This is a genomic window from Desulfocurvus sp. DL1XJH-121 (assembly GCF_054819825.1).
This window is the reverse complement of the sequence record NZ_JBTVWW010000007.1, coordinates 83,335-109,340: the sequence shown is the minus strand read 5'-3', so window position 1 is coordinate 109,340 and position 26,006 is coordinate 83,335. Positions and strand designations below refer to the sequence as shown.

Genomic DNA, 26,006 nt, shown 5'->3' with positions numbered 1-26,006 from the left:
GCTAGTCCAGAGTGGCCAGGGCGGCTTTCAGATGCTCCACCCAGATGGCCCGGAAGGCCGGGTATTCGGCCGTGCCCTTGATGACGGGGGTGACCTTAAAGCCGGCCTTGGTCAGCACGGAGATCCAGGAATCGTCCTCCGCGCCGGCCATGTCGTTGCGCGCGTGGTCGCCGGCCACGGACATCAGGGGCCGGAGCCACACGGCCTTGACCTTGCGGGCCTTGAGCTCGGCCACCACGTAGTCCAGGCTGGGCGTCCCTTCCACGGTGCCCACCAGGATGTCGGAGTCCTTCTGGGCCAGATACCACTGCAGGCCGGGATAGTAGATGTTGCCCGCATGGTGGGTGCCGTGGCCCATGAGCACCACGGCCTCGCCCTTCTTGCGCTGTTTGGGCGTGGTGGCCAGGATGGCGTCCACGACCTTTTCCATGTCGCCGGGCCCGGTCATCATGGGCAGGCCCACGCTGAGCTTGTGGAACCCGCCGGGGATGCCCCGGAAGGAGTTCACCACGGACAGGACCTTCTGATGGAACTCCTCGCCGGGAATGGTGTGCAGGGACTGCACGGCCACGTCGGTGAAGCCCTCGTCCATCATCTTGGCCAGGGCGGTCTGCACGGAATCAGGCGACACGCCCTCTTCCTTCTGCAGCTTGTGGCGGATGATGTTGCTGGTATAGGCCCAGCGCACGGGCACGCCCGGGCAGTCCTTGGCGACCTGCTTCTGCATGTCCAGGAACGAGACCTTGGCCTCGGGCACGGAGGTGCCGAAGGCCACCAGCAGGATGCCCTTCTTGGGGGCCTTGGCACCGTCGTGGCCAGCCAGGGCGGGGATGCAAATGAGGCACAGGATCAGCGCCAGGGTCGCGGCGGACGCCGCTTTGAAGCCGGGGACGAAGCGCATGGACAAACCTCCTGCGTTCGTACAGGTGGGCGGCCTGAAACAATGGAGTGGAGCCGGCCGTTCCCATGGAACGGGCCGGGTAAGCGCCGGACGTATGTACGGGGAACGTCGAACCCGCCTGACGAATGCCCTCGTCGCCCGGCGGCTAGCGCAGGCCCCAAGGCAGGTCTTCTGGCTCTCCCGGAGTCCGTTTCGCCTTCCCGGAGCGCTTAACGCGTCCAGTGGCGTCATGAAACGGACATCCTCCCTTCCGCGCGGGAAGGGCCGGGATCACAGCGGCGGGGCCGCCCCGGATTCGCACCGGGTTCCCTGGCCCGACAAGCGGGCCGCCTTGAGGAAGCATCCTCTTACGCCAAAGCGCGGGATTTGTCATCGCCCCGGGGGGGCGCGCCGCATCCGGGACGTCGTATTTTTGGCTACCCGAGGTGTCCGTCTCGTCTTTTGATAATATCTTGAAAATACAGCCAGTTATAAAAAAATCTCATAATTTCTAGAGTCCCTCGCGCCCCTTTCCGTTGTTGGGCTATTCGCCCCGCTGCCCGCCCCTTCGCCTCGGGAAGTCCGCCGCGCAAGGCCCGGCGCGCCCTGGCCCGCGAGTTGCAAACGATCCCGTGTGTCCGTTGCGGCGCGGTGAGTTTCACTGTCCGCATGAAAAACTTTACCAATTTTCAAGAGGATCGCATGCGCTGGACGCCCCTGTTCCTGTTTCTGTTCCTGGCCCTGATCGTGGCCTTCGCCACCCCGGTGACCTGCGCCGAAGACTCGCAGGAGCGCGAGGCCCTGTCGCGGGTCACGGACCAGGCCGCGCCTTCGGGCTCCCACAGCGTGCGCCTGAAGGTCTCCCCCGTGACCTACGGCGGCTCCCACGGCCAGCAGGTCGCGCCCGCGCCCGACAAGCAGGACAGCACCGCCCTGGAGCGCCCCGTGCCCGACTCCCGCTATCGCGTGCGCCTGCATTTGGACGCCGCCGCGCCCCACGGGCCTTCGGATTCCGTCCTGGCCGCCAGGAGCTGCGCCAGGCGGCTCATGGCCCTGGTGGAACAGGACCTGCTCTCCCGCGCGCGGTTCCCCGGCATGGCCGCCTAGGGCCGCCCCGGGCCGCGAGCCCGCGCCTCACGGTCCGCCCGGGGCCGCCGCCCCCCCTCTCGCCTTGACTTTAGGGTGCAGTTGACTAAATTGGTGCCCTCCCTTTCGCACCAACATTTTCCTTACAAGGATTTGACCGCACCATGAGCGATTACAAGAAGACCCTGCATCTGCCCCAGACGTCCTTTCCCATGAAGGCCAACCTGGTCCAGCGCGAGCCCGAGACCCTCGCCTTCTGGGAGAAGATCGACGCCTACGGGGCCATGGTCCAAGCCAACGAGGGCGCGGACCGCTACGTGCTGCACGACGGCCCGCCCTACGCCAACGGCCACATCCACCTGGGCACGACCCTGAACAAGGTGCTCAAGGACATCATCGTCAAGTCCCGCAACATGGCCGGGACCAAGGCCGAATACGTGCCCGGCTGGGACTGTCACGGCCTGCCCATCGAGCACAAGGTCTCCCAGGAGTTGCGCGAAAAGGGCAAGACCGACCTGCCCGCCCTCACGGTGCGCAAGATCTGCCGTTCCTATGCCGAGAAATGGGTGGACGTGCAGCGCGGGGAATTCAAGCGCCTGGGCGTGCTGGGCACCTGGGACGACCCGTACCTGACCATGAAGCCCGTGTACGAGGCCGCCACGGCCCGCGAGCTGGGCAATTTCATGGGCAAGGGCTCGGTGGTGCGCGCCAAGAAGCCCATCTACTGGTGCAACGATTGCCAGACCGCCCTGGCCGAGGCCGAGGTGGAGTACGCGGACCACACCTCGCCCTCCATCTACGTGCGCTTCCCCCTGAACGATCCCAAGCTCAAGGACGTCGCCCCGGCCGTGGACCCGGCCAAGGCCTACGTGGTCATCTGGACCACCACGCCCTGGACCCTGCCGTCCAACCTGGCCGTGGCCCTGCACCCCGAGTTCGACTACGTGCTGGTGGAAGTCTGCGGCGAATACTTCCTGCTGGCCCAGGGCCTCCTCGAGGACTGCGCCAAGAAGTTCGGCTGGGACGCCCCCAAGGTGGTGGCAGAGGCCAAGGGCGAGGCCTTCGAGGGCCTCAAGGCCTCCCATCCCTTCTACGGCCGCGAGTCCGTGCTCGTTCTCGGCGACCACGTGACCCTGGAGGCGGGCACCGGCTGCGTGCACACGGCCCCGGGCCACGGCCGCGAGGACTACGAGATGGCCCTCAAGTATGGCCTGGACGTGCTCTCGCCCCTGGACGACCAGGGCCGCTACCTGAACAGCGTGGAATTCTTCGCGGGCCTGCGCGTGGAGGAGGCCAACGAGCCGGTCATCGCCAAGCTCACGGAGCTTTCCCGTCTCATGGCCCGGGAGAACCTCTCCCACTCCTACCCCCACTGCTGGCGCTGCAAGAAGCCCGTCATCTACCGGGCCACCACCCAGTGGTTCATCTCCATGGAGGAGAACGGCCTGCGCGACAAGGCGCTGAAGGCCATCAACGACGACGTGCGTTGGATCCCGGCCTGGGGCCGCGAGCGCATCCACAACATGATCGAATTCCGCCCGGACTGGTGCATCTCGCGCCAGCGCACCTGGGGCGTGCCCATCGTTGCCCTGCTCTGCAAGGACTGCGGCGAGGCATGGTTCGACAAGGACTGGGTCATGGGCATCGTGGACAGGTTCGAGACCCATGAGCGCGGCTGCGATTATTGGTTCGAGGCCCCCATGGAGGACGTGGTGCCCCAGGGCCTCGTCTGCCCCCACTGCGGCGGCAACCACTGGGAAAAGGAAGACGACATCCTGGACGTCTGGTTCGACTCGGGCACCAGCTTCGCGGCCGTGGCCGAGAAGCGCCCGGAGTTGTCCTTCCCCACGGACATGTACCTCGAGGGCTCGGACCAGCATCGCGGCTGGTTCCACTCCTCGCTGCTGGCCAGCGTGGGCACGCGCGGCGTGGCACCCTACAAGAACGTCCTGACCCATGGCTACGTGGTGGACGGCGAGGGCAAGAAGATGTCCAAGTCCGTGGGCAACGTGGTGGCGCCCCAGGAGATCATCGACAAGTTCGGCGCGGACATCCTGCGCATGTGGGTTTCCAGCGTGAACTACCAGGACGACGTGCGCATCTCCGACGACATCCTCTCGCGCCTGGTGGACGCCTACCGCCGCATCCGCAACACCCTGCGCTACCTCCTGGGCAACCTGGGCGACTTCGACCCGGCGGTGAACGCCGTGTCCCCGGAGGCCATGCTGCCCCTGGACCGCTTCGCCATGACCCTGGTTAACGGCGTGCACAAGCGCGTGCTGCGCGGCTACGACGAGTTCGAGTTCCACCGCGTGCACCACGCCCTGCACAACATGTGCGTCACGGAGCTCTCGGCCTTCTACCTGGATATCGTCAAGGACCGCCTGTACGTGTCCGCCCAGGATTCCGTGGAGCGCAAGAGCGCCCAGACCGCCCTCTGGCAGATCGCCCTGACGCTCATCGGCGACATCGCGCCCATACTGACCTTCACGGCCGAGGAGGCCTTCTCGCACCTGCCTAAGGCCATCAAGCCCGACGTGCCCACGGTGCTGGCCATGCGCTTCGCCATGGACGAGGCCTATCTCCTGCCCGAGGCCGAGCGCCAGCGCTGGGAGACCGTGGCCGACGTGCGCGCCGAGGTCACCAAGGCCATCGAGCCCGTGCGCAAGGCCGGGACCGTGGGCCACAGCCTGAACACCCACGTCACGCTCTACGCCCGCGAGGAGCTGTTGGACGACCTCTCGGCCCGGGGCGTGGACCTGGAAGAGATCTGCATCGTGTCCAAGGCCGAACTGGCCCCCCTGGCCGACGCCCCCGCCGACGCCTTCGAGAGCGAGGAAGTGGACGGCCTGAAGGTGGCCGTGGCCGTGGCCCCGGGCGAGAAGTGCCAGCGCTGCTGGAAGTACAGCCAGGAGTTGGGAAGCGACGCGGACCACGCCGACGTCTGCCCGCGCTGCGCGGCCGTGCTGCGCGCCGAGGGCACGGCGGACTAGGGAGACGGCCATGCAGCGAGGACCAAGGCTCCGGGGGATGCGATGACGCGCTCGCGCTTCACCTATCCCCTGTCCCTGGCCGCCATCGTGCTCGTCCTGGACCAGTGCACCAAGTTCTGGGTCCAGGCGTCCCTGGCGCAATACGAGAGCGTGGAGATCATCCCCGGGTTCTTCAACCTGGTGCACGTGCTCAACCGGGGCGCGGCCTTCGGGTTCCTGAACCAGGACGACATCTCCTGGCAGCGGCCGTTCTTCGTGGCCGTGGCCCTGGCGGCCAGCTTCGTGGTCATCCACCTCATCCGCGGCGGGCAGGCCCGCGAATGGTTCTCGGCCACGGGCCTGGGGCTGATCCTGGGCGGGGCCCTGGGCAACCTCGTGGACCGCGTGCGCCTGGGCCTTGTGGTGGATTTCCTGGACTTCTTCGCGGGCGGCTGGCACTGGCCCGCCTTCAACGTGGCGGACATGGGCATCAGCGTGGGCGTGACCCTCCTGCTGATCTCCTTCTACATCACGGATCGCGGGCAGCGCAGGCGCCCCAAGGAGTAGACCGTGCAGATACTTGCCGACCTGCCCCCCTGGTTCCTGGTCGTCCTGGCCGTAACCATCATTTGCCTCGGCATATCTTTTTGGGGTATTTGGCATGCCTATTGGCGTGAGTTCCCGACCGTCCAGGAAAAGATGATCTGGCTGGTCGTGATAGTCTTCATTCCCTTCGCGGGTGGCATCGCCTACCTGGGCTGGGGACGGACCAGAGCAAGGAAAACGACATGAAACGCATACTCATATTCGCGGCCCTGGCCGCCTGTACCGTTCTTACGGCCTGCGTGAAACCCGAGGACGTGCGGACCCTGGACAACCGGGTCTACGAGCAGAAACTGCGCATCGACGAACTCGAGGGCAAGGTGGAGCAGGCGACCCAGGTGGATTCGGAAAAGGCCGATCTCTGGGCCCAGGTGCAGAGCATGCGCCAGGAGCTGGCCCAGACCAGGAGCGAGCTCGAAGCCCTGCAAAAGGACGTCGCGGGCGTGCACGAGGGCATGGACCTCGGCGCCAAGGCCCTTGATACCCTGGGCGAGGACGTCAAGGACGTGAAAATCGGCTGGCAGCGCCTCAATTCGCAGCTTGGGGCCGACGTGGACCTGGCGGCCATCCGCGCCGAGCGCATGATTCCGCCGGCGGCCCAGCCGCAGCCCGACGGGGTCAACGCCACCCTGCCCGGAGGCCCCGAGGCCGGACCGGCCGGCGAAAGCTCCACCGCGGCCGACACCCCCAACGCCTCGGCCCCGGACCAGACCGCGGCCCAGGTCACGGCGGACGCCGCCTCCACCCTGTACAAGAGCGCCCGCTCGTCCTTCGAGGCCAGCGACTACCGCCAGGGCGTGGCCCTGTGGGACGAGTTCGTGTCCTCGTTTCCCGAGCACAGGCTTGTTCCCAACGCCCTCTTCTGGCAGGGTGAGTGCTATTACCAGATGAAGGATTACGCGCGGGCGGTCCTCAAGTACCAGGTGGTCATCGACAAGTACAAGAAGAGCACCAAATACCCCACCGCACTCCTCAAGCAGGGCATCTCGTTCATGCGCCTGGGACGGGTCAAGGCGGGCAAGCTGCTGCTCAAGGACGTGGTCAAGCAGTTCCCCCAGGCCCCCGAGGGCAAGCGCGCGGCCACCATCCTCAAACAAGTGAAGTAATACGAACGGGCCCCCGCATCCGGGGGCCGGAGAAATCCATGCAGGACGTGATCAAGGCCCAGCGCAAGATAGTCTACCTCAAGTTCCCGCCCGAGCGCTCGGGAAGGCCCGTGATGTGCAACCTCACGCGGCTCTTCGACCTGACCTTCAACATCCTCCAGGCGCACATCCTGCCCCGGGGCGAAGGCCGCATGACCCTGGAGCTCACGGGCACCGAGGACAACTACCGCAAGGGCGTCAACTACCTGAAGGAACAGGGTATCCGCGTCGAGCACGTGGCCCAGAAGATATTCCGCGACGAGGATTCGTGCATCGATTGCGGCGTCTGTACGGCCCTGTGCCGCAGCCAGGCCCTGCACGTGCACCCGGTGACGCGCAAGGTGGAGTTCGACTCGGAAAAATGCACGGCCTGCGGCATGTGCACCAGGGTCTGCCCGGTGAACGCCATGGTGGTGCAGTTAGAGGAAAACGACTAACCGCGGATCGCTGCTTTCGGGCGGCCTGCCGGAGGGAACCATGGACGACGAAGGCTTTGCACGGGTTGAGACCAGAGTGCGGGCCTACGTGCGCCCCGCTCCCTCGCGCGACGCCCTGCCCCTGGCCTACGACAACCCGGCCCTGGCCGAGGGCGACGCGGGGCCGGATCTGGCCTCGGGCGGCCTGTCCCAGGCCGTGACGGACTTCATGGTTTCCCTGGACGCCAAGCTGGACACGGTCATCAGCCTCCTGAACCAGAAGAGGCTGGAGGACGAGTTCGCGGCGGAGGTCGAGGTCGTGGAGGTGGGCGGCGACGGCCTGCGTTTCGCCACCACCGGAGACTTCGCGGACGGCGACGCCCTTGAGTTCGCCCTGGTGCTGAATCAGTTTCCCCTGCGCGTGGCCTCGGTGGTGGGCGTGGTGGAGCCGGCCGATTCGGGGCCGGGACGTCCCGTGACCTTCACCCGGGTCCGCGAAGCGGACCTGGAGGCCCTGGTGGGTTTCGTGTTTCAGGAACAGCGAGCCCGCATACGCGAAACCAAATGGGCCACATAGGCCTCAAGACAAGGACGCCAGTCATGACTCCCGCGGAAAATCTGCAGATCGACCAGTTGGTCCAGGACATCACCAAAAAGGTTGTGGGCGGCCTGGACGCCATCCTCCTGGAGGCCGTGCAAAAGGAAATCTCGGAGGTGCTCTCCAAGACCCTGACCCGCGCCCTCAAGGAAGGGGAATTCTTCCGCAAGGTCAACGACGACATGCGCGAAGGGTTGGAGAAGATCTACAAGGAGATCAACAAGACCAAGGAGGACGTGGCCAAGGGCCTGCCCCAGCCCGAGCAGACCAACGAACTCATCAACCAGGCCTCGGACCAGCTGGACGCCATCCTCAAGTCCACCGAGGACGCCACCGTGGCCATCATGGACATCGTGGAGGCCCACCAGCAGCGCGTCATCAACGTGGGCGAGGTGCTGCAGCAGTTCCGCACGGGCGGCGCGAGCAAGGACAACGTCAACGAACTCATCGAGCTCAACAAGCGCAACCAGCAGGATCTCATGGAGATCATGACCGCCCTCTCCTTCCAGGATCTGACGGGCCAGCGCATCAAGAAGATCATCACGGCCCTCAAGAGCATCGAGGAGATCGTGTTCAACGTCTACATGAGCACGGGCCTCAAGGTCCGCGTGCGCGACCAGGAACCCGAAAAGGACGACCAGGACATCGAGAAGGAGACCCAGCAGAAGCTGGAGGCCCTGGAAAAGGGCAAAGCCGTCAAGGGCTCCAAGCTCGAAGGCCCGTCCGAGGGAACCTCCCAGGCCGACGTGGACGACCTCCTGGCGCAGCTCGGGCTGTAGCCGCTCCCCTTCCGGCTTTCAGGCCGCCCCTCCCGCGCGGGAGGGGCGGCCTTTTTTCATTTCCTGACCAGCAGCCAGATGACGTGCACCAGCCCCGGCACGTACCCGCACAGGGTCAGCACCAGGTTCAGCCAGAAGTGCAGGCCCAGGCCGACCTTGAGAAAGGCCCCCAGGGGCGGGACCAGGACGGAGATGATGATGCGGATGAGTTCCATACGGCCTCCGGTTTCGGGTTCATGCTGCGGACAGCATACGCGAAAATCCGGGTCCGGGACAGCCCGCGTAGAATCGAAAAGCGTCCTAGGCTGTTCACAAATGTGCGAGCGCAAGGCGCAAGGAAAATGCAAGACCGACGCGTATTCCAATACGCGAAGGTTTGCATTTTTCGCAGCAACGAAGCGATCGTGCGTTTGTGGGCAGCCTAGGGCTACAAAAGAAACATCTTGGCCAGGCCCAGGAACAGCAGGAAGCCCATGGTGTCCGTCACCGTGGTCAGGAAGATGGCCGAGGCCTGGGCCGGGTCGCGGCCGAGCATGCGCAGCACCACCGGGAACATGGCCCCGGACACGCTGCCCACCACAAGGTCCAGGGCCAGGGCCAGGGCCATGACGGCGGCCAGGATGGGTTTGCCCGTGAAGACGACCACGCCCAGCAGGATGAGCAGGCCCATGGCCAGCCCGTTGACCACGCCGATGCGCGACTCGCGCCAGACCGCGAACCAGGCGCGCTTGGCGTCCCATCCCTCCATGGCCAACTGGCGGATCATCACGGCCAGGGACTGCTGCCCCGCGTTGCCCGCCAGGTTCGCCACCATGGGCATCAGCGCCGCGAGAATGGTGATCTGGGCGATGGTGCCCTCGTAGTGGTGCACCACCAGGGCAGCGAGCACCGAGTTGGCCACGTTGACCACCAGCCACGGCAGGCGCATGCCCACCGAGCGCAGCCAGGGGGTGTCCACGGTCTCGTCCTGGCCCGCGCCCACCATGCCCAACATGTCCTCGCTGGCCTCTTCGTGGATGATGTCGATGACGTCGTCGTGGGTGACCACGCCGAGGAGCCGCCCATCCGCGTCCACCACGGGCAGGGCCAGGAAGTTGTAATGTGACAGGACGTGCGCCACCTCTTCCTGGTCCACGTCGGGGGTGGTGGTCACCAGTTGCTGGGTCTCCAGCATCTCGCGCAGGGGCATGCGCGGCCGGGCCAGCATCAGGTTGCGCAACGAGAGCACGCCCACCAGGCGCTCGTCGCCGTCCACGATGTAGGCGTAATAGGGAATTTCCGATTCCTCGGCCGCGTGGCGGATGAGCTGGATGGCCTGGTCCGCGGTGAGGTCCTGGTTGACCAGGGTGACCTCGGTGTTCATGACTCCGCCCGCGGTCTCGGAGTCAAAGTTCATGAGGGTCTCGATTTCCCGGGCGTCCTCGCTCTCCACCCTGTCCAGGAGCAGTTCCTGGTGGGCGGCGTCCAGGTCGTCGAGAACGTCGGCGGCGTCGTCCGGAGACATCTCCTCCAGAATGTCGGCGGCGAAATCCGGAGGCAGCGCGCGCATCAGTATGGCGCGGTCGTGCTTCTCCATTTCGGCCACCACGTCGGCGGCGTCGTCCAAGGCCAGGGTCTGCAAGACCCCGACCTGGTCGGGCACCGGGAGATCCTCCAGGAGGTCGGCCCCGTCGGCCGGGTGGGCGTTCTCGAAATCGGCCGCCAGGGCCTCTTCGATCTCGCCCGCGTCGGGCACGCGCAGGGGGCGTTCCTCCCCGTTCCGGGGGCTGTATTCTTTCTCCGTCATGGCGCCATGAGGTATACCATACGGCCTCGCAGGTCAAAGGAGAAAGCAGTGAACTTGACGGGCACGCGCCTTTGCCGTAAGCCCAAACACCCTGCGGAGCGCCTTATCCATCAGCGTCCCGCCGTCCACGGAGGGACCATGAACTCCAAGCCTTTTGCCGCGTTCTTCAGCGAACCCCGCCTGGCTTTCGTCCGCGAATCCATAACCCGGGCCCTGGCCGAAGACGGCCGCGACCTGACCAGCGACGCCCTGTTCCCCCCCGGGGAGCGGGCCGAGGCCGTGATCGTGGCCAAGGAGCCCACCCTGGTGGCCGGCCTGGCCCTGGCGCCCCTGATCCTGGATCAGGTGGAGCCCGGGGCGTCCGAGGGCGCCGAGCTCCTGGCCGCAGAGGGCTCCGAGGCCGCCGTGGGCGACGTGGTGGCCCGCTTCTCGGGCTCGGCGCGCACCCTGCTCACGGCCGAACGCATTATTCTCAACTACCTTTCCCACCTTTCGGGCATTGCCAACCTGACCCGCTCCTATGCGCGCCTGCTCGCGGGCTCGCGCACCCGGCTCCTGGATACGCGCAAGACCCTGCCGGGCCTGCGCTATCTGGAGAAATACGCCGTGTTGATGGGCGGCGGGGAAAACCATAGGATGGACCTTGCCGAAATGCTGATGCTCAAGGACAACCACATCGACCGCGCCGGAGGCATCGCCCCGGCCGTGGCGGCGCTCAGGGCGGCCTACTCCCCCTGCCCGCCCATCGAGGTGGAATGCCGCACCGTGGACGAGGTGCGTCAGGCCGTTCAGGCCCGGGTCCAGCGCATCATGCTCGACAACATGCCCCCGTCGGAACTGGCGGCCGTGCTGGCCCTGGTGCCCGAGGGCATCGAGACGGAAATCAGCGGCGGCGTTAATCTCACGAACATCGCCGAAATAGCGGCCGCGGGCGCGGATTTCGTGTCCGTGGGGCGACTGACCCACTCGGCCCCGGCCGCGGACTTCAGCATGCGCATCGCAACCAGAGAGAAGTCATGAGCGAGAATCCCACGCAGATCATAGAGAGACGGCTGGAGGAGCTCGGCCCCCGGGTCACGGTCATGGGCCACCACTACCAGAACGACCGGGTCATCCGGCACTGCGGCGAGGTCGGGGACTCCCTGGAGCTGGCCCGCAAGGTGCCGGGCCTGACCTCGGAGCACATCGTGTTCTGCGGCGTGAGCTTCATGGCCGAGACCGCGCGCGTCCTGGCCCAGGACTGCCAGAAGGTCACGGCCCCCGCGCCCGACGCCGGGTGCGTGATGTCGGGCATGGCCCCCTGGGCGCTCCTGGACGCCGTGCTGCGCCGCCTGAACGCCCAGGGCCGCACGGTCACTCCCCTGGCCTACGTGAACACCGAGGCCAGCGTGAAGGCCGTGGTGGCCCGCCACGGCGGCGGCGTGTGCACCTCGGCCAACGCGCCCAGGATGCTTTCCTGGGCCCTGGAGCGCGGCCAGGGCGTGCTGTTCCTGCCCGACGCCAACCTGGGCATGAACACGGCGGACAAGCTGGGCCTGCGCCCCGAGGTCCGCGTCCGGCTGGACGTGCGCGACCATGGCTGCCGTGTGGAGCCCGACGCCCTGGCGGACAAGGAGCTGCTGCTCTGGCCCGGGCTGTGCGCCGTGCACCACCGCTTCAAGAAGAGCCATATCGACGAGGTGCGCCGCCGGGATCCCGACGCCCTGGTGGTGGTCCACCCCGAGTGCCATCCCGAGGTGGTGGCCGCGGCCGACGCCGACGGGTCCACCTCCTTCATCATCGACTACGTGGCCAAGGCCCCCGAGGGGGCGGCCATCTACGTGGGCACGGAGATCAGCCTGGTGGAGCGCCTGGCCAAGCGTTGGCAGGGCCGGAAGATGATCCGCCCCCTGACCCCGAGCATGTGCTCCAGCATGGCCATGACCACCGAGGCCAAGCTGGCCGAACTGCTGACGGACCTGGACGCGGCCCCGGCCGTGACCGTGCCCGCCGACGTGGCCCGGGACGCGAAAATCGCCATCCAGCGCATGCTGGACGTCTGCGCATAAGGAACACGTTCAATGGACAGCCTTCGCTTCAAGACCCAGGTCCTGATCATCGGTTCGGGCATCGCGGGCGGCACCACGGCCCTGACCCTGGCCGACGCGGGCCTGGAGGTGACCCTGATCACGGCGGACGACGCGCTGGACAAGGGCAACACGACCCTGGCCCAGGGCGGCATCATCTACCGCGCCGAGGACGACGACCCCCGCGAACTGGAGGCCGACATCCTCACGGCGGGCTGGAAGATCAACAACCGCCGCGCCGTGCGCTATCTGGCCCGGCGCGGGCCCAGGGCCGTGGAGGAGATGCTCTTCGACCGCCTGAAGGTGGGCTTCGCCAGGAACGAGGACGGCTCCTGGGACCTGGTGCGCGAGGGCGGGCACGGCAAGAGCCGCATCCTGCACACCGCGGACTACACGGGACGCAGCATCATGGACTGCCTCAAGCAGGAAGTGCTGCGGACCGCGAACATCACCGTACTCACCCGGCGCACGGCCGTGGACCTTCTGACCACCCACCACCACTCCACCAACCTGGACTTCAAGTACCAGCTCACCAACCAGTGCTGCGGGGCCTACGTCCTGAACCAGGACCTGGGGCAGGTGGAGACCATCCTGGCGGACTACACCGTGCTGGCCACGGGCGGCATGGGCCAGATCTACCTGCACACCACCAACACGGCGTCGAGCATCGGCTCGGGCATGGTCATGGCCGCGCGGGCCAAGGCCAAGACCGTGAACGCGGAATACGTCCAGTTCCACCCCACGTCCCTGTTCCACCGCGCGCCGCGCAAATTCCTGATCTCCGAGGCCGTGCGCGGGGCCGGGGCCAAGCTCGTGAACTCCAAGGGCGAGCCCTTCATGCAGCGCCACGATCCCCGGGCGGACCTGGCGCCGCGCGACATCGTGGCCCGGGCCATCCAGGAGGAGATGCTGACCACGGGCGAGGACTGCGTGTTTCTGGACGCGGCCAACTACGTGAGCCGGGACATCGCCTCCAACTTCCCGACCATCCTGGAGAAATGCCGCGAGATCGGCGTGGACATGACCCGCGAGGCCATTCCCGTGGTGCCCGCGGCCCATTATTTCTGCGGCGGCGTGCTCACGGACACGCGCGGCCGCACCACCCTGGAGCGCCTCTACGCCTGCGGGGAATGCGCCTGCACGGGCCTGCACGGGGCCAATCGCCTGGCCAGCACGTCGCTGCTGGAGGGCCTGGTCTGGGGCATGGCCGCCGGGCAGGACATCGCGGCCCGCTACGGCTCGCGCGCGGGCCTGTCCCACCGCATGGCCGACGCCATGCCCGACTGGGTGAACCCCGGCAACGTGCACAACGAGGACCCGGCCCTCATCGCCCAGGACTGGGCCTCCCTGCGCCACACCATGTGGAACTACGTGGGCATCACGCGCACGGACGACCGCCTGCACCGGGCCTTCGACGACATGCGCAGCCTCTATCGCCACCTGCAGGACTTCTACCGCAGGACGCCCATGTCCAAGGCCCTGGTGGACCTGTTCCACGGGGCCTACGCCGCCTATATCGTGACCCTGGCGTCCATGCGCAACACCGAGACCAAGGGCTGCCACTACCGAGTCAAATAGGGGCCGGAGTCCCCTGCGCGCTCAAAAGCAACAAAAACGCCGCCCTCGGGGCGGCGTTTTTCGTTTATGGCAAGTGCGCCTCCCCGATCAGGGAGGCCCCCATGCTCTCGGCTTCGAGGCAGTCCCGGGGAAAGGTCTCGACGAAGTCCCGGCGTCTGGCCTCCACGTCGAAGCGCAGGGGCCCGAAGGGCGTGTAGTCGTCCTGGTGCATGGTGGCGCAGCGCATCAGGACCTTGGACGGGGCCAGCAGCAGTTGCTCCAGCCAGCGGGTCATGAGGTCGATACCCTCGAAATAGCTATCCTTCTCCGCCTGGGCCCGGGGGCCGCCCATGGTGTAGATGAACAGCGAGGGAATGGGCCTGGAGCCCAGGGTCTTGTGGTCCGAGAACGGATACAGGGGATACAGCAGGCGCTCCAGGAAGCAGCGCATGACGCCGCTCTGCCCCCCGTAGAACACGGGCGAGCCCAGGACCAGGGCGTCGGCGGCCATGGCCTCCTCCAGGAGCGGGCTCAGGCCGTCCCGCGCGGCGCAGCGCCCGTAATGCGCGCCCCCGGGCTTCTTGCACGAATAGCAGCTCACGCAGCCCTTGAACTCGTATCCGTAGAGATGCGCCAGCCTGATGTCCGCGCCCTTGTCCGCCGCCCCTTTCAGGGCGTGCTCCATGAGAGTCGCGGTGTTGCCCTTCTTGCGCGGGCTGCCACAGATTCCCAATACTTTCAAGATGGCCTCCTTGCGGCCTGAAGGTCGAAACGGCGTCTACAGCCAGGTCACCCGCGCGGCGTTGCGCGGCGGGACGAGGTAGTGCTTCTGGCGCGGCAGGCCGAGCATGAGCGCGCCCCCGGCCCGTTGCCCCTCGGGCAGGCCCAGGACCCGGGCCAGGGCGGGTTCCGCCCAGGACGCGGCCGTGACCAGCCCGCCCCAGCATACGCCCAGGCCCAGGGAGGCCGCGTGCAGTTCCATATAAGTCAGGGCGATGGCGCAGTCCACGTCGTTCCAGACGTATTTCTCGGGCGCGTGGGCCACGGCCAGTACCGTGCCCCCGCGCAGGACCACGTCCCTGCCCCGCTCGGCCAGCTGCACGTGGCGCGCGCGGCGCGGGTCCCGGCCCATCCACTGCACGGTCAGCTCCCTGATTTCTTCCAGGCGCGCGCAGTCCTGGATCATGATCCAGGAGACGTTCTGGGAATTGGAGGCAGTGGGCGCGCGTCGGGTCACCTCCAGCAGGCGTTCCAGCTGTTCCCTGGACACGGGGGCCTTGCGGAACTCGCGCACCGAACGGCGGCCCAGGAGCAGCGCCTCCACCTCATCGGGCCCCGGTCTGTTGGCGGGGACCGGATGGAATTCCTCCAGGGGCATCAGGTTGTTCGTCAGGGCCGAGGTGGGACACACGGCCACACAGTGGCCGCACCGGATGCAGGCCTTTGCCGCGCCCGCGATGGCGGCGGGAACGGCCCCGCCCGCTTCCATCTCGATGAGCCCGACGGGACAGGCCCGGACGCAGAGGCCGTCGCGGTTGCACGTGTCGGTGTCGATTGTGATGAGATTCATGGATTTCCTCCCATGGTCTTCGGAACTGTATAGCACAAGTTTTGGGCACCACGGCAAGAAGGCACTTTCCGGTGCCCTGGTTTCCTCTGGGAAACCCCGGCCCCGCAAAACAGGAGCGCCCCGGTCCAGGGGGGGATAGACCGGGGCGCTGATGTTCGCGGGTCCCTGAGAGGAGGAGAAGGGACCCATGGCGAGAGCACCGAAGTGGATGTGAATGGTTCAAGGAGCCAGATGCGATCACATCCGGCACTCACCTATCAAGCTCCGTGCCAAGCGCGTAATCGCTTTGAATCACATGGAAATATATCAGAGGAGGTTTTCGAACGGAGTACGGAGTGCACAAGACTGCACAGAAAAGTGCAAAATGTGTGCAACAGGATGCACATCTTGCACAAGGCGCCCGGGCCGCCCCCGGAGGCGAGACGGCCTACTGGCCGGAATTGCGGTACAATGCCAGGATCTTCCATTGGCCCGCGCAGTCCCGCAGGAGATACCACCAGCGCTGCGTGGAGCCGTCCTCGCGGGTGATTTCCTGCAGGATTTCCTTGTCCGCGGCCTCCACCACCACCATGGCCTTGCCGTACACGGCCAGGGGCTCCCCGGCGAAGCGGGTGGGCTTGACGGACAGCACGCGCTGGGCGGTCCACTGCCCCAGCTTGCCGAACATGGCCCGGCGCTCGGCCTGGGGCCAGGAATCCGGGAAGCAGCGCATGGCCTCCTCCGGATCCTTGGCCAGGGTGTAGGTACGCACCGTGGCCTGGGGCAAGGACAGGCCATGGGCCAGGAGCGCGTCGCGCAGGGCGCAGCCCCCCAGGGCCGAAACCAGGAACAGGGTCAGGAACAGGCCCAGGGCGAGCCTGAGGGCGTTTTTCCGCTGTATCATGGGGTTGGTCATGAGTTTTGTCCTCCTGGACTCTCAGACGAACACGGCCCGGCCCTGCGTGCTGCGGGACCGGGCCGTGGAATGAACGGATGCAAGCCTTAGGCTTCGACTTCCGCGGGGGGCTCCTTCTCGGGCTCGCGGCTGGGGCCGAATCCCATGAGGATCGGGCTGGCCACGAAGACCGAGGAGTAGGTTCCCACCACCACGCCCACCAGGAGCGCGAAGGCGAAGTCGTGGATCACGCCGCCGCCGAAGAAGAACAGCGCCAGCACGACCAACAGGGTGGTGCCGGAGGTCAGCAGCGTGCGCGACAGGGTCTGGTTCACGGAGGTGTTGATGATCTCCTTGAAGCTCGGTTTCTTCTTGCCGTGCAGGTTCTCGCGGATGCGATCAAAGACGATGATCGTGTCGTTCAGCGAGTAGCCGATGATGGTCAACAGCGCCGCCACGATGGTCAGGTCGAACTCCTTGCCCAGGAGCGAGAACACTCCCACGGTGATGATCACGTCGTGTATCAGGGCCACCACCGCGCCCAGCGCGTAGTTCAGCCTCAAGTACCAGCACAGGCCCAGGGTGATGGCCAGGGCGGCCACGATGAGCAGGCTCAGGGGCACGCTGGCCAGGCCCAGCAGGTACACGCCGCCGGACAGGACCGCGGCCATGATGGCCGACACGAACCAGCGGGCCTCGAAGCGCCCGGAGATGTAGATGGCGATGAGCAGCACCGCGTAGAACATGGCCTCCAGGGCGCTGGCGCGCAGGTCCGCGCCCACCTTGGGGCCGACCATCTCCTGGCGCTGGATCTCGAAGGAGCCCTGCGGCGTCTTGGCCAGGGCGTCCTCCACCATGGTGCGCACCTGGTCGGTGGTGCGGTCCTTCTCGGAGATGCGGATCATGAACTCGTGATCCTCATCCAGGCCCAGGCGCTGGACCACGGCGTCCTTGAGGCCGCTGCCCGCCAGGGCGTCCTTGAGGGAGCCGATCTCCACCTCGTGGTCGGCCTTGACCTGCACGGTGATGCCGCCGGCGAAGTCGATGCCGTACTTGGGGCCGCCGTTCACGGCCAGGGACGCGAGGCCCACGGCGATGACCAGGGCCGAGAGGCCGAAGGCCAGCTTGCGGCGGCCGATGAAGTCGATCTTGGTGCCCGGGCGGATGATGGTCAGGCCGGACACGGGCTTCTTGATCTTCGGGCAGAGGTCGAAGAGGATCCGCGACACGAAGATGGCCGTGAACATGGAGGCGATGATGCCCAGGGTCAGGGTCACGGCGAAGCCCCGGATGGGGCCGGTGCCGAACTGGTAGAGGATCACCGCCGCGATGATGGTGGTCACGTTGGCGTCGAGGATGGTCAGGGTGGCGCGGCCATAGCCCTCGGCCACGGCCTGGGCCGTGGAGAGCCCTCGCCTGAGTTCCTCGCGTATGCGTTCGAAGATGATGACGTTGGCGTCCACGGCCATGCCGATGGTCAGGATGATGCCCGCTATGCCCGGCAGGGTCAGGGTGGCGCCGAAGGCGGCCAGACCGGCCATGATGAGCACGATGTTCAGGAGCAGCACGATGTCGGCGATGATGCCGCCGAAGCCGTAGTACAGGGCCATGAAGCCCAGGACCAGGACGAAGCCCACCACGGTGGAGGTGATGCCCTTGTCGATGGATTCCTGTCCCAGGGACGGGCCCACGCTGCGTTCTTCCAGCACCTTCACGGGCGCGGGCAGCGAGCCCGAGCGCAGGACCACGGCCAGGTCGTGGGCCTCGTCGGTGCTGAAGTGGCCGGTGATCTGGGCGCGGCCTCCCGCGATCTTGTCGCGGATCACCGGGGCGGAATAGACCTCGCCGTCCAGCACGATGGCCAGGCGGCGGTTCACGTTCTCGCCGGTGATGCGGGCGAACTTGCGCGCCCCGGCGGCGTTGAAGGTCAGGTTCACGTAGGCCTGGCCGAAATTGTCGAAGTTGGCGCCGGCGTTGGAGATGTACTCACCCGAGAGGGCGGCCTCCTTCTGCACCACGATGGACTCGGTCTTGTAGCTGCCGTCGGGGAGGAGCTTCTTCAGGGGCAGGACGTCCAGGCCCTTGACCTTGGCCTGCTCGGGGCTGAGGTCGTCCTCCACCAGGCGGAATTCGAGATGCGCGGTGCGCCCGATGATCTCGATGGCCCGCTTGGGGTCGTCCAGGCCGGGCAGCTGCACCTGGATGCGCGCGCCCTGCTGCTTGCGGATGTCGGGCTCGGTCACGCCGAACTGGTCGATGCGGTTGCGGATGGTCTTCACGGCCTGGTCCACGGTCAGGCCCTGGATGCGCTTGCGGTACTCGGGGGTCATGCCCAGGACGTAGCGCACGCCGCCGTCGCTCTGGGGCTCGCGCGCCGTGACCACGAGGGAGCCCTTGTAGTGGTCGCTCAGGTAGGTGTCCAGGGTCTCGGCCATGTCCGCGCGCACCGCGAAGAACTCGACCTTCTCGCCGGGCAGGACCTTGGGCCGGACCACCACGACCTTCTCGTCGCGGGCGCTGGCCTTGATGTCCTGGGCCATCTGCCCCAGAGCGTAGTCCACGGCCTTGGGCACGTCCACTTCCAGGGTCAGGTTCACGCCGCCCTTGAGGTCCAGACCGAGGCTGATCTCGTCGTCGGGCAACATGGAATCCAGTGCTCCGCCCTTGGGCACGAAGCTCGGCAGGGCCCAGGCAAGGCCCAGAAGGCCCACGACAAGGGCCGTCAGAATTCGTAAGCGCAGGGTGCCTTTCATCTTAGCTCCTAGAAGGTCCGTTCAAAACAAAAGCGAAGCTCGCTTCGCCGCGGGACTCGCGAAAACAGGGATTGATAATCCGCTTGCACGCCAAAGGCAAGCCCGCCGCGGCCCCGCCACGGGGCTTGTGCGGCGGGCTCTCGGCCGCTCGGTTGGCGCCGGAGGCTCCGGCGCCCCGGGCTTGCCCTACTTCTTTTCGTCCTTGGGCTTGGCGGTCTTGGGAGCGCGGTCGGCCATGGTGGACACGAAGCCGCGGTTGATCTCCACTTCCAGGCCATTGCCCAGGTCCACGGTCAGAACGTCGCCGTCGATGGCGGAAATGCGGCCGTACAGGCCGCCGCTGGTCAGCACCTTGTCGCCTTTCTTCAGGCCGCCGAGCATTTCCTTGTGTTGCTTGGCCTTCTTCTGCTGCGGACGGATCAGCAGGAAGTAGAAGATCACGAACATCAGGATCAGCGGCATCATGGACATCAGGGGATTGCCGGCGTCGGCGCCGGGCGCGCCCTGGGCGCCCATGGCGTGGGCAACTTCTGCGAAGAACATCTGGCCTCCTAAACTGGGTTGGCAGAGCTCCGTGGGCCACGGAGCAATTCGTTGACTATAAGATGCGCCCCACCCGGGCGCTGCGCGGTCGGAAACCGCATCGCGTCCTGTTAAATCGTCCTAGTTCTTTCGTCAACTCAAATCCCCCCGGGGCCCGGGCACGAGGCAAGGATGCGGAGCCTCGAAGACGCCTCCGAGGGCTTTTTGCATTTTATTCACAGAAAAGAAAATTTTAGATTCACAAAATTCGAAAAAAATTGCCCACCCCGTTCTCTGGACTCGTAGTTTTGATTCCTATACAAATGGTTCCCCCGATAATCGGTCATTTGTGCCCGTCCTATAAGGACGGACACGCCATCGGCTCCGGCTCCGGGAACGTGCGTCCTGCGCCTTCGTATCCCGGCACACTCACTCCAACCCCTTCTGATTGCAGGGAGTTTACCTCGATGTGCCGCTTATTCGCACTCACCAGCACCGACCCCGTCTCGCCCATGCGGGCCATTCAGGCCCTGGACGTGATGCGCGAGGGCCACGACGGCTCCGGGGTCGGCCTGTTCCTTTCCGGCCTTGGCGGGCCCCTGGGCAAGCTTAACGGCTGTCCCATCCTCTCGGGCATCTTCACGGCCCGGGGGGAGGAACGCCTCATCAACTACATGTCCGAGCGCGGGTTCAAGCTGCGCTATCGCCTGGCCTGGGACAAGGACGACACCCCGCCCGACGGCACGCCCCAGCGCGACGTCTATCTGGTGGCGGCCTACGACATCCCCGCGGACTGGAAATCCCTGTCCGATGAGGAGATCGGACTGCGCACCATGCAGACCCGCCTCCGCCTCAAGCACATGGGCCTGGACAACGAGGACATCACCGTCTTCAGCTTCTGGCCCGACGTGGTCATGATCAAGGAGATCGGCGACCCCATGAAGGTCGGCCAGTACCTGAACGTTGACCGCGAGGAGCTCCACGCCCGCCAGATCCTGGCCCAGGGCAGACAGAACACCAACTACGCCATCAACCTCTACGCCTGCCACCCGTTCTTCATCCAGGGCATCTGCACCATGACCAACGGCGAGAACACTGCCTTCATCCCCATCAAGGAATACCTGATGGGGCTGGGCATCCCGGGCTACGAGGGCTACCATTCGGACTCCGAGGTCTTCACCCACATCCTGCACTACGCCACCAAGCGGCTGAACCTGCCGCTCGAGGCCTACAAGCACGTCATCACCCCGCTGGGGGACGGCGAGCTGGCCGAGCATCCGGACGCCGCCTTCCTCACGCATCTGAAGACCATCTGCCGCAAGATGATCATCGACGGGCCCAACTGCGTCATCGGTTGCCTGCCCGACAAGACCATGTTCATGGTCCAGGACCGCAAGAAGCTCCGCCCCGGCGTGGTCGGCGGGCGGCCCGGCCTGTTCGCGTTCTCCTCGGAGATCTGCGGGCTGGACGCCGCCATCCCCGAGCGCGACAAGACCAAGGACTTCCAGCCCATGCACCTGGACACCGCCATCGTCACCAAAGACTGCCAGGAGATCAGGATATGCCGTCAAACGCAGCCGTTAGCCCAAGCACGTTAAGCCTCAAGGACCTGCCCTGGCAGATCCAGTGGGCCAAGGACAAGTGCACCCTGTGCGGCCAGTGCGCCACGGTCTGTCCCATGCGCGCCCTGGAGTTGGGCACCCACCGCAAGCGCGAGGTCAAGGTGGCCCTGGGCCTGACCCAGAAGGCCGAGAACAGCTACAGCATCTACCACGGCGTCCGCCAGAAGACCGACCCGGCCCACGCCTGCGTGGGCTGCGGCATGTGCACCCTGGTCTGTCCCAACGACGCCATCGGCCCGGTGCGCGGCGCGGAGCAGCCCAAGCTGGCCATGCATGCCAACCAGGGCGGCGCGGCCCGCACCCGGGGCGGCCGCCGCAATGATCGCAACAGCCTCCTGGACCAGATCAAGTTCGTGCGCATCTCCATGCTCACGGACCCGGCCCTGGACGCCGGACGCCACGAATTCGACCTGACCACCATGATCGGCCGCATCCAGGCCCCCGAGGAGGGCCTCAAGCTCTTCCAGGAGAACGGCTGGATGCCGCCCGTGCGCAAAATCTACCCGCTGATGATCGGCGGCATGAGCTTCGGCGCCCTGTCCCCCAACATGTGGGAAGGGCTGCAGATGGGCGTGGCCTACCTGAACGAGGAGCTGAACATGCCCGTGCGCATGTGCACCGGCGAAGGCGGCTGCCCTCCCCGGCTGCTGCGCTCCCGCTTCCTCAAGTACGTCATCCTGCAGATCGCCTCGGGTTATTTCGGCTGGGACGAGATCATCCACGCCATCCCCGAGATGAAGGAAGACCCCTGCGCCGTGGAGATCAAGTACGGCCAGGGTGCCAAGCCCGGCGACGGCGGCCTGCTCATGTGGCACAAGGTCAACAAGCTCATCGCGGCCATCCGCGGCGTGCCCACGGGCGTGTCCCTGCCCTCGCCTCCCACGCACCAGACCAAGTACTCCATCGAGGAGGCCGTGGCCAAGATGATCCAGTCCATGTCCATGGCCTGGGGATTCCGCGTGCCCGTGTACCCCAAGATCAGCGCCACCACCACGTCCCTGGCCGTGCTGAACAACCTGGCCCGCAACAAGTACGCGGCGGGCCTGGCCATCGACGGCGAGGACGGCGGAACGGGCGCGGCCTACAACGTGTCCATGAACCACATGGGCCATCCCATCGCCTCCAACCTGCGCGACTGCTACCTGAACCTCTGCAAGCTCGGGAAGCAGAACGAGCTCCCGCTCATCGCGGGCGGCGGCATCGGCAAGAACGGCAACCTCGCGGCCAACGCGGCTTCCCTGATCATGCTCGGGGCCAGCGCCGTGCAGGTGGGCAAATACATGATGCAGGCCGCAGCCGGCTGCCTGGGCAACGAGGGCGACCGCTGCAACGTCTGCAACATCGGCGTGTGCCCCAAGGGCATCACCAGCCAGGACCCCCGGCTGTACCGCCGCCTGGACCCCGAGAAGGTGGCCCAGCGCGTGGTGGACGTCTTCCTCTCCTTCGATTCGGAGATGCGCAAGATCCTCGCCCCCCTGGGGCGTTCCACGGCCCTGCCCATCGGCATGTCCGACGCCCTGGGCATCGCGGACAAGGACGCGGCCGACAGACTGCAGATCCGCTACTGCGTGTAAAGACTGGAGAGAACAATGCCCAATACCGATAGCATCACCATCAGCGGACAGGAACAGGGCGAACGCCTGGAGTCGCGCATCCTGGAGGAGCGCGTGCAGCAGGCCGTGGCCGACGGCGCGCGCAGCATCCGCATCCAGGCCTTCGGCCAGCACGGCCTGGGCGGCCGCCTGTGGATCAGCAAGACCGAACCCGTGCACGTGGAAATCGAGGGCTCCCCGGGCCAGCGCCTGGGCTCCATGGGCTTCCCCGGCACGTTCATCGAATCCCACGGCCCGGCCAGCGACGACACGGGCTGGCTCAACGCGGGCGCCCAGATCGTGGTCCACGGCAACGCGGGCAACGGCACCTGCAACGCCATGGCCCAGGGCAAGGTGTTCGTGGCCGGGAACATCGGCGCGCGCGCCATGACCATGACCAAGCAGAACCCGCGCATGGCCGCGCCCGAACTCTGGGTGCTGGGCGACGTGGGCGACTACTTCGCCGAGTTCATGGCCGGCGGCACCGCCGTGATCTGCGGCCTGGACGCGTCCAAGCCCGAGAACGTGCTCGGCTACCGGCCCTGCGTGGGCATGGTGGGCGGCCGCATCTTCTTCCGGGGCCCGCACCAGGGCATCTCCACCAAGGACGCCAAGTTCGTGGAGATCAGCGACGAGGACTGGGCCTGGCTCACGGAGAACCTCAAGCAGTTCCTGGCCCGCATCAAGCGCCCCGAGGCCTTCGAGGCCATGGCCGAGCGCGGCGACTGGAGCCAGATCAAGGCCCTGACGCCCACGGACCGCAAGGGCTCGCCCCGGCGGACCATGGCCGCCTTCCACAGGGAGGTCTGGGACGCGGAGCTGGGTCGCGGCGGCATGATCGGCGACCTGACCAACCTGGACCGCTCGCCCATCCCGCTGATCCCCAGCGGCGACCTGCGGCGTTTCGTGCCCGTGTGGGAGAACCGCAAGTACGCGGCCCCCTGCCAGAGCGCCTGTCCCTCGGGCATCCCGGTGCGCGAGCGCTGGGGGCTGATCCGCGCGGGCAAGCTGGAGGAGGCCGTGAACCTGGCCATGGGCTACACGCCCTTCCCGGCCACGGTCTGCGGGCACCTCTGCCCCAACCTGTGCATGGACAGCTGCACGCGCGGCACCCAGAAGATGGCCCCCGTGGACGCCAAGGCCCTGGGCAAGGCGGGCATCGAGGCCAAAGACCCCGAGCTTCCGGCCCTGTCCGGGCACAAGGTCGCCGTCGTGGGCGGCGGCCCCGCCGGCATCTCCGTGGCCTGGCAGCTCAGGCTCATGGGCCACGAGGCCACGGTCTTCGACCGCGACAAGGAGCTGGGCGGCAAGATCACGGCCCAGATCCCCTCGAACCGCATCCCCGTGGACGTGCTCGAGGCGGAGCTGGCGCGCGTGCGCCGCGTGCTGCCTCACGCCCGGCTGGACAACGACCTCACGCAGGCCGAATTCGAGAAGCTCAAGGACGACTACGAGTTCGTGGTCATCGCCACGGGCGCGCAGGCCCCGCGCATCATCCCCCTGCCCGGCAAGGAGCGCCTGGTGCCCGCCGGGGCCTTCCTCAAGGCCGCCAAGGCCGGAGAGGCCAAGCCCGGCAAGCGCGTGGTGATCATCGGCGCGGGCAACGTGGGCTGCGACGTGGCCAGCGAGGCCGGACGCCTGGGCGCCGAGGACATCCTGCTCATCGACGTGCAGGAGCCCGCGAGCTTCGGCAAGGAGCGCCAGGAGGCCGAGAAATACGGCGCGCGCTTCCGCTGGCCCTGCTTCTCCAAGGAGGTCACGGACGAGGGCCTGGTGCTCTCCACCGGCGAGCTCATCCCCGCGGACACGGTGATCATCTCCATCGGCGACGTGCCGGACCTGGCCTTCCTGCCCGAGTCCATCGCCACGGAGCGCGGCTTCGTGACCGTGAACAGCGCCTTCCAGACGTCCGATCCGCGCGTGTTCGCCATCGGCGACGTGGTGCGCCAGGGCCTCTTGACCCAGGCCATCGGCGACGGCCGCAAGGCCGCCGTGGCCATGGACGCCATCCTCTCGGGCAAGCGCCCCCTGGGCGACCCCGTGGAGATGGACGAGGCCATGCGCTCGCGCCTGGAGTACGTGGACGACGAGGGCCGCCTGTCCGAGACCATCGACTACTCGCGCATGACGCTCGAGTACTTCGACCCGCGCAAGTCCGCCTTCGAGGGCGTGAACGACTGCGCCTCCGAATGCGCCAGTTGCGGCGTGTGCCGCGAATGCGGCCTCTGCGTGACCATCTGCCCCCAGGGCGCCATCTACCGCGTGGACAGCGAGAATGACTTCGAGCTGATCTCGAATCCCGACAAATGCATCGGGTGCGGGTTCTGCGCCGACGCCTGTCCGTGCGGGATTTGGACGCTGGTGGCGAATACGCCGATGGGTTAGGCGAGCATGCGCCTTGCGGCGCGGCAATTAAAGAGAACAAGCGGTCGCTTCCTGTTGGGAGCGGCCGCTTTTTCTTTGCACGGGGGAGGAAGAGTCTCGGAGAAGAACCAATTCTGCCCCCCCTCCCCTCCCGCCGCGATTCCTCGCGGGTTGGGCGTTGGTTTGTCGGGAGTGTGGAGATGGGTGACGCGGCCGCGTCCCGGGCGGGTGCGAAGGGCTTTGCTTCGGGGATTACCATCCCAGCCGCTACGCCCCCCGCACCCGCCCGGGACGCTGGGAAGTCGCGATGGTGCGGTTCCTCAATGATTCTTCCACTCGTGTCGCGGCACAGGTGATGCCGCCCCGTCGCACAAGCCCGGCTCCGCTTCGCTGATTTCCATCACAGCCGCTGCGCCGGGCAGCGCGCCGGGGCTTAGGGAGTTGGTAGGGCAGCATCTCAAACGGTATGGCGACACGGGGACAAGTATGCTGTTAGCGAGCGCCCCCATCCCATCGTCAGGTAGGATACTTCTTCTTTTTTCCTGTCGCGTTCTCGGACCGGGAGGCTTTTCGCCAACGCCCAGGCGCGAGGCGCGGGAGAGGGGTGCGACCGCCTGGATGCGGGCCCGCGTCTGTGGCGCAGCCGCGCAGCGGGACAAATCCTCGAAGGGAGCGCCCCTCTCCCGCGTCGCGCGCCCGCAGCACTGCAGGCCCGCCCCCCAAACCACCCCATCATACCTGTTGCGGAACGCGACGGGAGGGCGGGTGGGCACTATTGGTTTTGCCCCACGACTCCCCTCCCTCGAACACAAAAAGCCCGC

Annotated in this window: 22 protein-coding genes and 1 riboswitch; of the genes, 14 read left to right on the top strand and 8 right to left on the bottom strand. The window is 66.6% G+C overall.

Annotation, left to right across the window (positions count from 1 at the left end; genetic code table 11):
* Window position 1: 1 nt before the first annotated feature.
* Window positions 2-901, bottom strand: coding sequence for a sirohydrochlorin cobaltochelatase (locus ACYYG1_RS06915; RefSeq protein WP_461209562.1), 900 nt, complete (start codon window positions 899-901; stop codon window positions 2-4).
* Between the two features lie 144 nt (window positions 902-1,045).
* Window positions 1,046-1,250: riboswitch (cobalamin riboswitch) on the bottom strand.
* Window positions 1,251-1,582: 332 nt separating this feature from the next.
* Here ACYYG1_RS06915 and ACYYG1_RS06910 point away from each other — a divergent pair.
* The 8 genes from ACYYG1_RS06910 (at window position 1,583) to ACYYG1_RS06875 (ending at window position 8,479) form a co-directional block, all read left to right on the top strand.
* On the top strand, window positions 1,583-1,987 hold the full coding sequence (locus ACYYG1_RS06910; protein WP_461209561.1) for a hypothetical protein: 405 nt from the start codon (window positions 1,583-1,585) through the stop codon (window positions 1,985-1,987).
* A gap of 143 nt (window positions 1,988-2,130) precedes the next feature.
* Window positions 2,131-4,959, top strand: a complete 2,829-nt coding sequence (gene ileS / locus ACYYG1_RS06905; protein ID WP_461209560.1) for an isoleucine--tRNA ligase — start codon at window positions 2,131-2,133, stop codon at window positions 4,957-4,959.
* Between the two features lie 42 nt (window positions 4,960-5,001).
* Window positions 5,002-5,505, top strand: a complete 504-nt coding sequence (gene lspA / locus ACYYG1_RS06900; RefSeq protein WP_461209559.1) for a signal peptidase II — start codon at window positions 5,002-5,004, stop codon at window positions 5,503-5,505.
* 3 nt (window positions 5,506-5,508) lie between these two features.
* Window positions 5,509-5,730 carry a PLDc N-terminal domain-containing protein gene (locus ACYYG1_RS06895; RefSeq protein WP_461209558.1) on the top strand — a complete coding sequence of 74 codons (222 nt, stop codon included), beginning with the start codon at window positions 5,509-5,511 and terminating at the stop codon, window positions 5,728-5,730.
* Window positions 5,727-6,647 (top strand): tol-pal system protein YbgF, encoded by a 921-nt coding sequence (ybgF, locus tag ACYYG1_RS06890; protein ID WP_461209557.1) that lies wholly within the window; start codon window positions 5,727-5,729, stop codon window positions 6,645-6,647. The genes ACYYG1_RS06895 and ybgF overlap by 4 nt, the downstream gene beginning before the upstream one ends.
* Before the next feature lie 38 nt (window positions 6,648-6,685).
* A complete protein-coding gene (locus ACYYG1_RS06885) occupies window positions 6,686-7,123 on the top strand; it encodes an NIL domain-containing protein (RefSeq protein ID WP_461209556.1) in 438 nt (145 codons plus the stop codon).
* A 40-nt stretch (window positions 7,124-7,163) separates the two neighbouring features.
* Entirely contained in the window at window positions 7,164-7,679 is a 516-nt protein-coding gene (locus ACYYG1_RS06880) for a PilZ domain-containing protein (protein WP_461209555.1), read from the top strand.
* Window positions 7,680-7,702: 23 nt separating this feature from the next.
* Window positions 7,703-8,479: a protein phosphatase CheZ gene (locus ACYYG1_RS06875; RefSeq protein ID WP_461209554.1), complete on the top strand. Its 777-nt coding sequence runs from the start codon at window positions 7,703-7,705 to the stop codon at window positions 8,477-8,479.
* A gap of 56 nt (window positions 8,480-8,535) precedes the next feature.
* On the opposite strand, the gene ACYYG1_RS06870 is transcribed toward ACYYG1_RS06875, so the two are convergent.
* Window positions 8,536-8,694 (bottom strand): YqaE/Pmp3 family membrane protein, encoded by a 159-nt coding sequence (locus ACYYG1_RS06870; protein WP_461209553.1) that lies wholly within the window; start codon window positions 8,692-8,694, stop codon window positions 8,536-8,538.
* A gap of 212 nt (window positions 8,695-8,906) precedes the next feature.
* Complete coding sequence (gene mgtE / locus ACYYG1_RS06865) at window positions 8,907-10,265, bottom strand: magnesium transporter (protein ID WP_461209552.1); 1,359 nt, start codon at window positions 10,263-10,265, stop codon at window positions 8,907-8,909.
* Between the two features lie 138 nt (window positions 10,266-10,403).
* Between mgtE and nadC the strand changes: the two genes are divergently transcribed.
* From nadC to nadB, 3 genes are read left to right on the top strand one after another with little or no spacing between them, the layout of a single operon-like run.
* Window positions 10,404-11,285 (top strand): carboxylating nicotinate-nucleotide diphosphorylase, encoded by an 882-nt coding sequence (gene nadC / locus ACYYG1_RS06860; protein WP_461209551.1) that lies wholly within the window; start codon window positions 10,404-10,406, stop codon window positions 11,283-11,285.
* Window positions 11,282-12,313 (top strand): quinolinate synthase, encoded by a 1,032-nt coding sequence (locus ACYYG1_RS06855; protein WP_461209550.1) that lies wholly within the window; start codon window positions 11,282-11,284, stop codon window positions 12,311-12,313. Before nadC ends, ACYYG1_RS06855 begins: the two co-directional genes overlap by 4 nt.
* Window positions 12,314-12,325: 12 nt before the next feature.
* Entirely contained in the window at window positions 12,326-13,909 is a 1,584-nt protein-coding gene (gene nadB / locus ACYYG1_RS06850) for an L-aspartate oxidase (protein ID WP_461209549.1), read from the top strand.
* A 64-nt stretch (window positions 13,910-13,973) separates the two neighbouring features.
* On the opposite strand, the gene ACYYG1_RS06845 is transcribed toward nadB, so the two are convergent.
* From ACYYG1_RS06845 to yajC, 5 genes are all read right to left on the bottom strand, one after another.
* Window positions 13,974-14,630, bottom strand: a complete 657-nt coding sequence (locus ACYYG1_RS06845) for a flavodoxin family protein (RefSeq protein WP_461209548.1) — start codon at window positions 14,628-14,630, stop codon at window positions 13,974-13,976.
* Window positions 14,631-14,666: 36 nt separating this feature from the next.
* Complete coding sequence (locus tag ACYYG1_RS06840; RefSeq protein WP_461209547.1) at window positions 14,667-15,458, bottom strand: nitroreductase family protein; 792 nt, start codon at window positions 15,456-15,458, stop codon at window positions 14,667-14,669.
* Window positions 15,459-15,885: 427 nt separating this feature from the next.
* Window positions 15,886-16,353 (bottom strand): hypothetical protein, encoded by a 468-nt coding sequence (locus ACYYG1_RS06835; protein WP_461209546.1) that lies wholly within the window; start codon window positions 16,351-16,353, stop codon window positions 15,886-15,888.
* 86 nt (window positions 16,354-16,439) lie between these two features.
* Complete coding sequence (gene secD / locus ACYYG1_RS06830) at window positions 16,440-19,085, bottom strand: protein translocase subunit SecD (RefSeq protein ID WP_461209545.1); 2,646 nt, start codon at window positions 19,083-19,085, stop codon at window positions 16,440-16,442.
* 186 nt (window positions 19,086-19,271) lie between these two features.
* On the bottom strand, window positions 19,272-19,628 hold the full coding sequence (yajC, locus tag ACYYG1_RS06825) for a preprotein translocase subunit YajC (RefSeq protein WP_461209544.1): 357 nt from the start codon (window positions 19,626-19,628) through the stop codon (window positions 19,272-19,274).
* 446 nt (window positions 19,629-20,074) lie between these two features.
* Here yajC and ACYYG1_RS06820 point away from each other — a divergent pair, with 446 nt between their 5' ends.
* From ACYYG1_RS06820 to ACYYG1_RS06810, 3 genes are read left to right on the top strand one after another with little or no spacing between them, the layout of a single operon-like run.
* Window positions 20,075-21,205 (top strand): class II glutamine amidotransferase domain-containing protein, encoded by a 1,131-nt coding sequence (locus ACYYG1_RS06820; RefSeq protein ID WP_461209543.1) that lies wholly within the window; start codon window positions 20,075-20,077, stop codon window positions 21,203-21,205.
* On the top strand, window positions 21,169-22,803 hold the full coding sequence (locus ACYYG1_RS06815; RefSeq protein ID WP_461209542.1) for a glutamate synthase-related protein: 1,635 nt from the start codon (window positions 21,169-21,171) through the stop codon (window positions 22,801-22,803). The genes ACYYG1_RS06820 and ACYYG1_RS06815 overlap by 37 nt, the downstream gene beginning before the upstream one ends.
* Before the next feature lie 15 nt (window positions 22,804-22,818).
* A complete protein-coding gene (locus ACYYG1_RS06810) occupies window positions 22,819-25,206 on the top strand; it encodes an FAD-dependent oxidoreductase (protein WP_461209541.1) in 2,388 nt (795 codons plus the stop codon).
* Window positions 25,207-26,006: the final 800 nt, after the last annotated feature.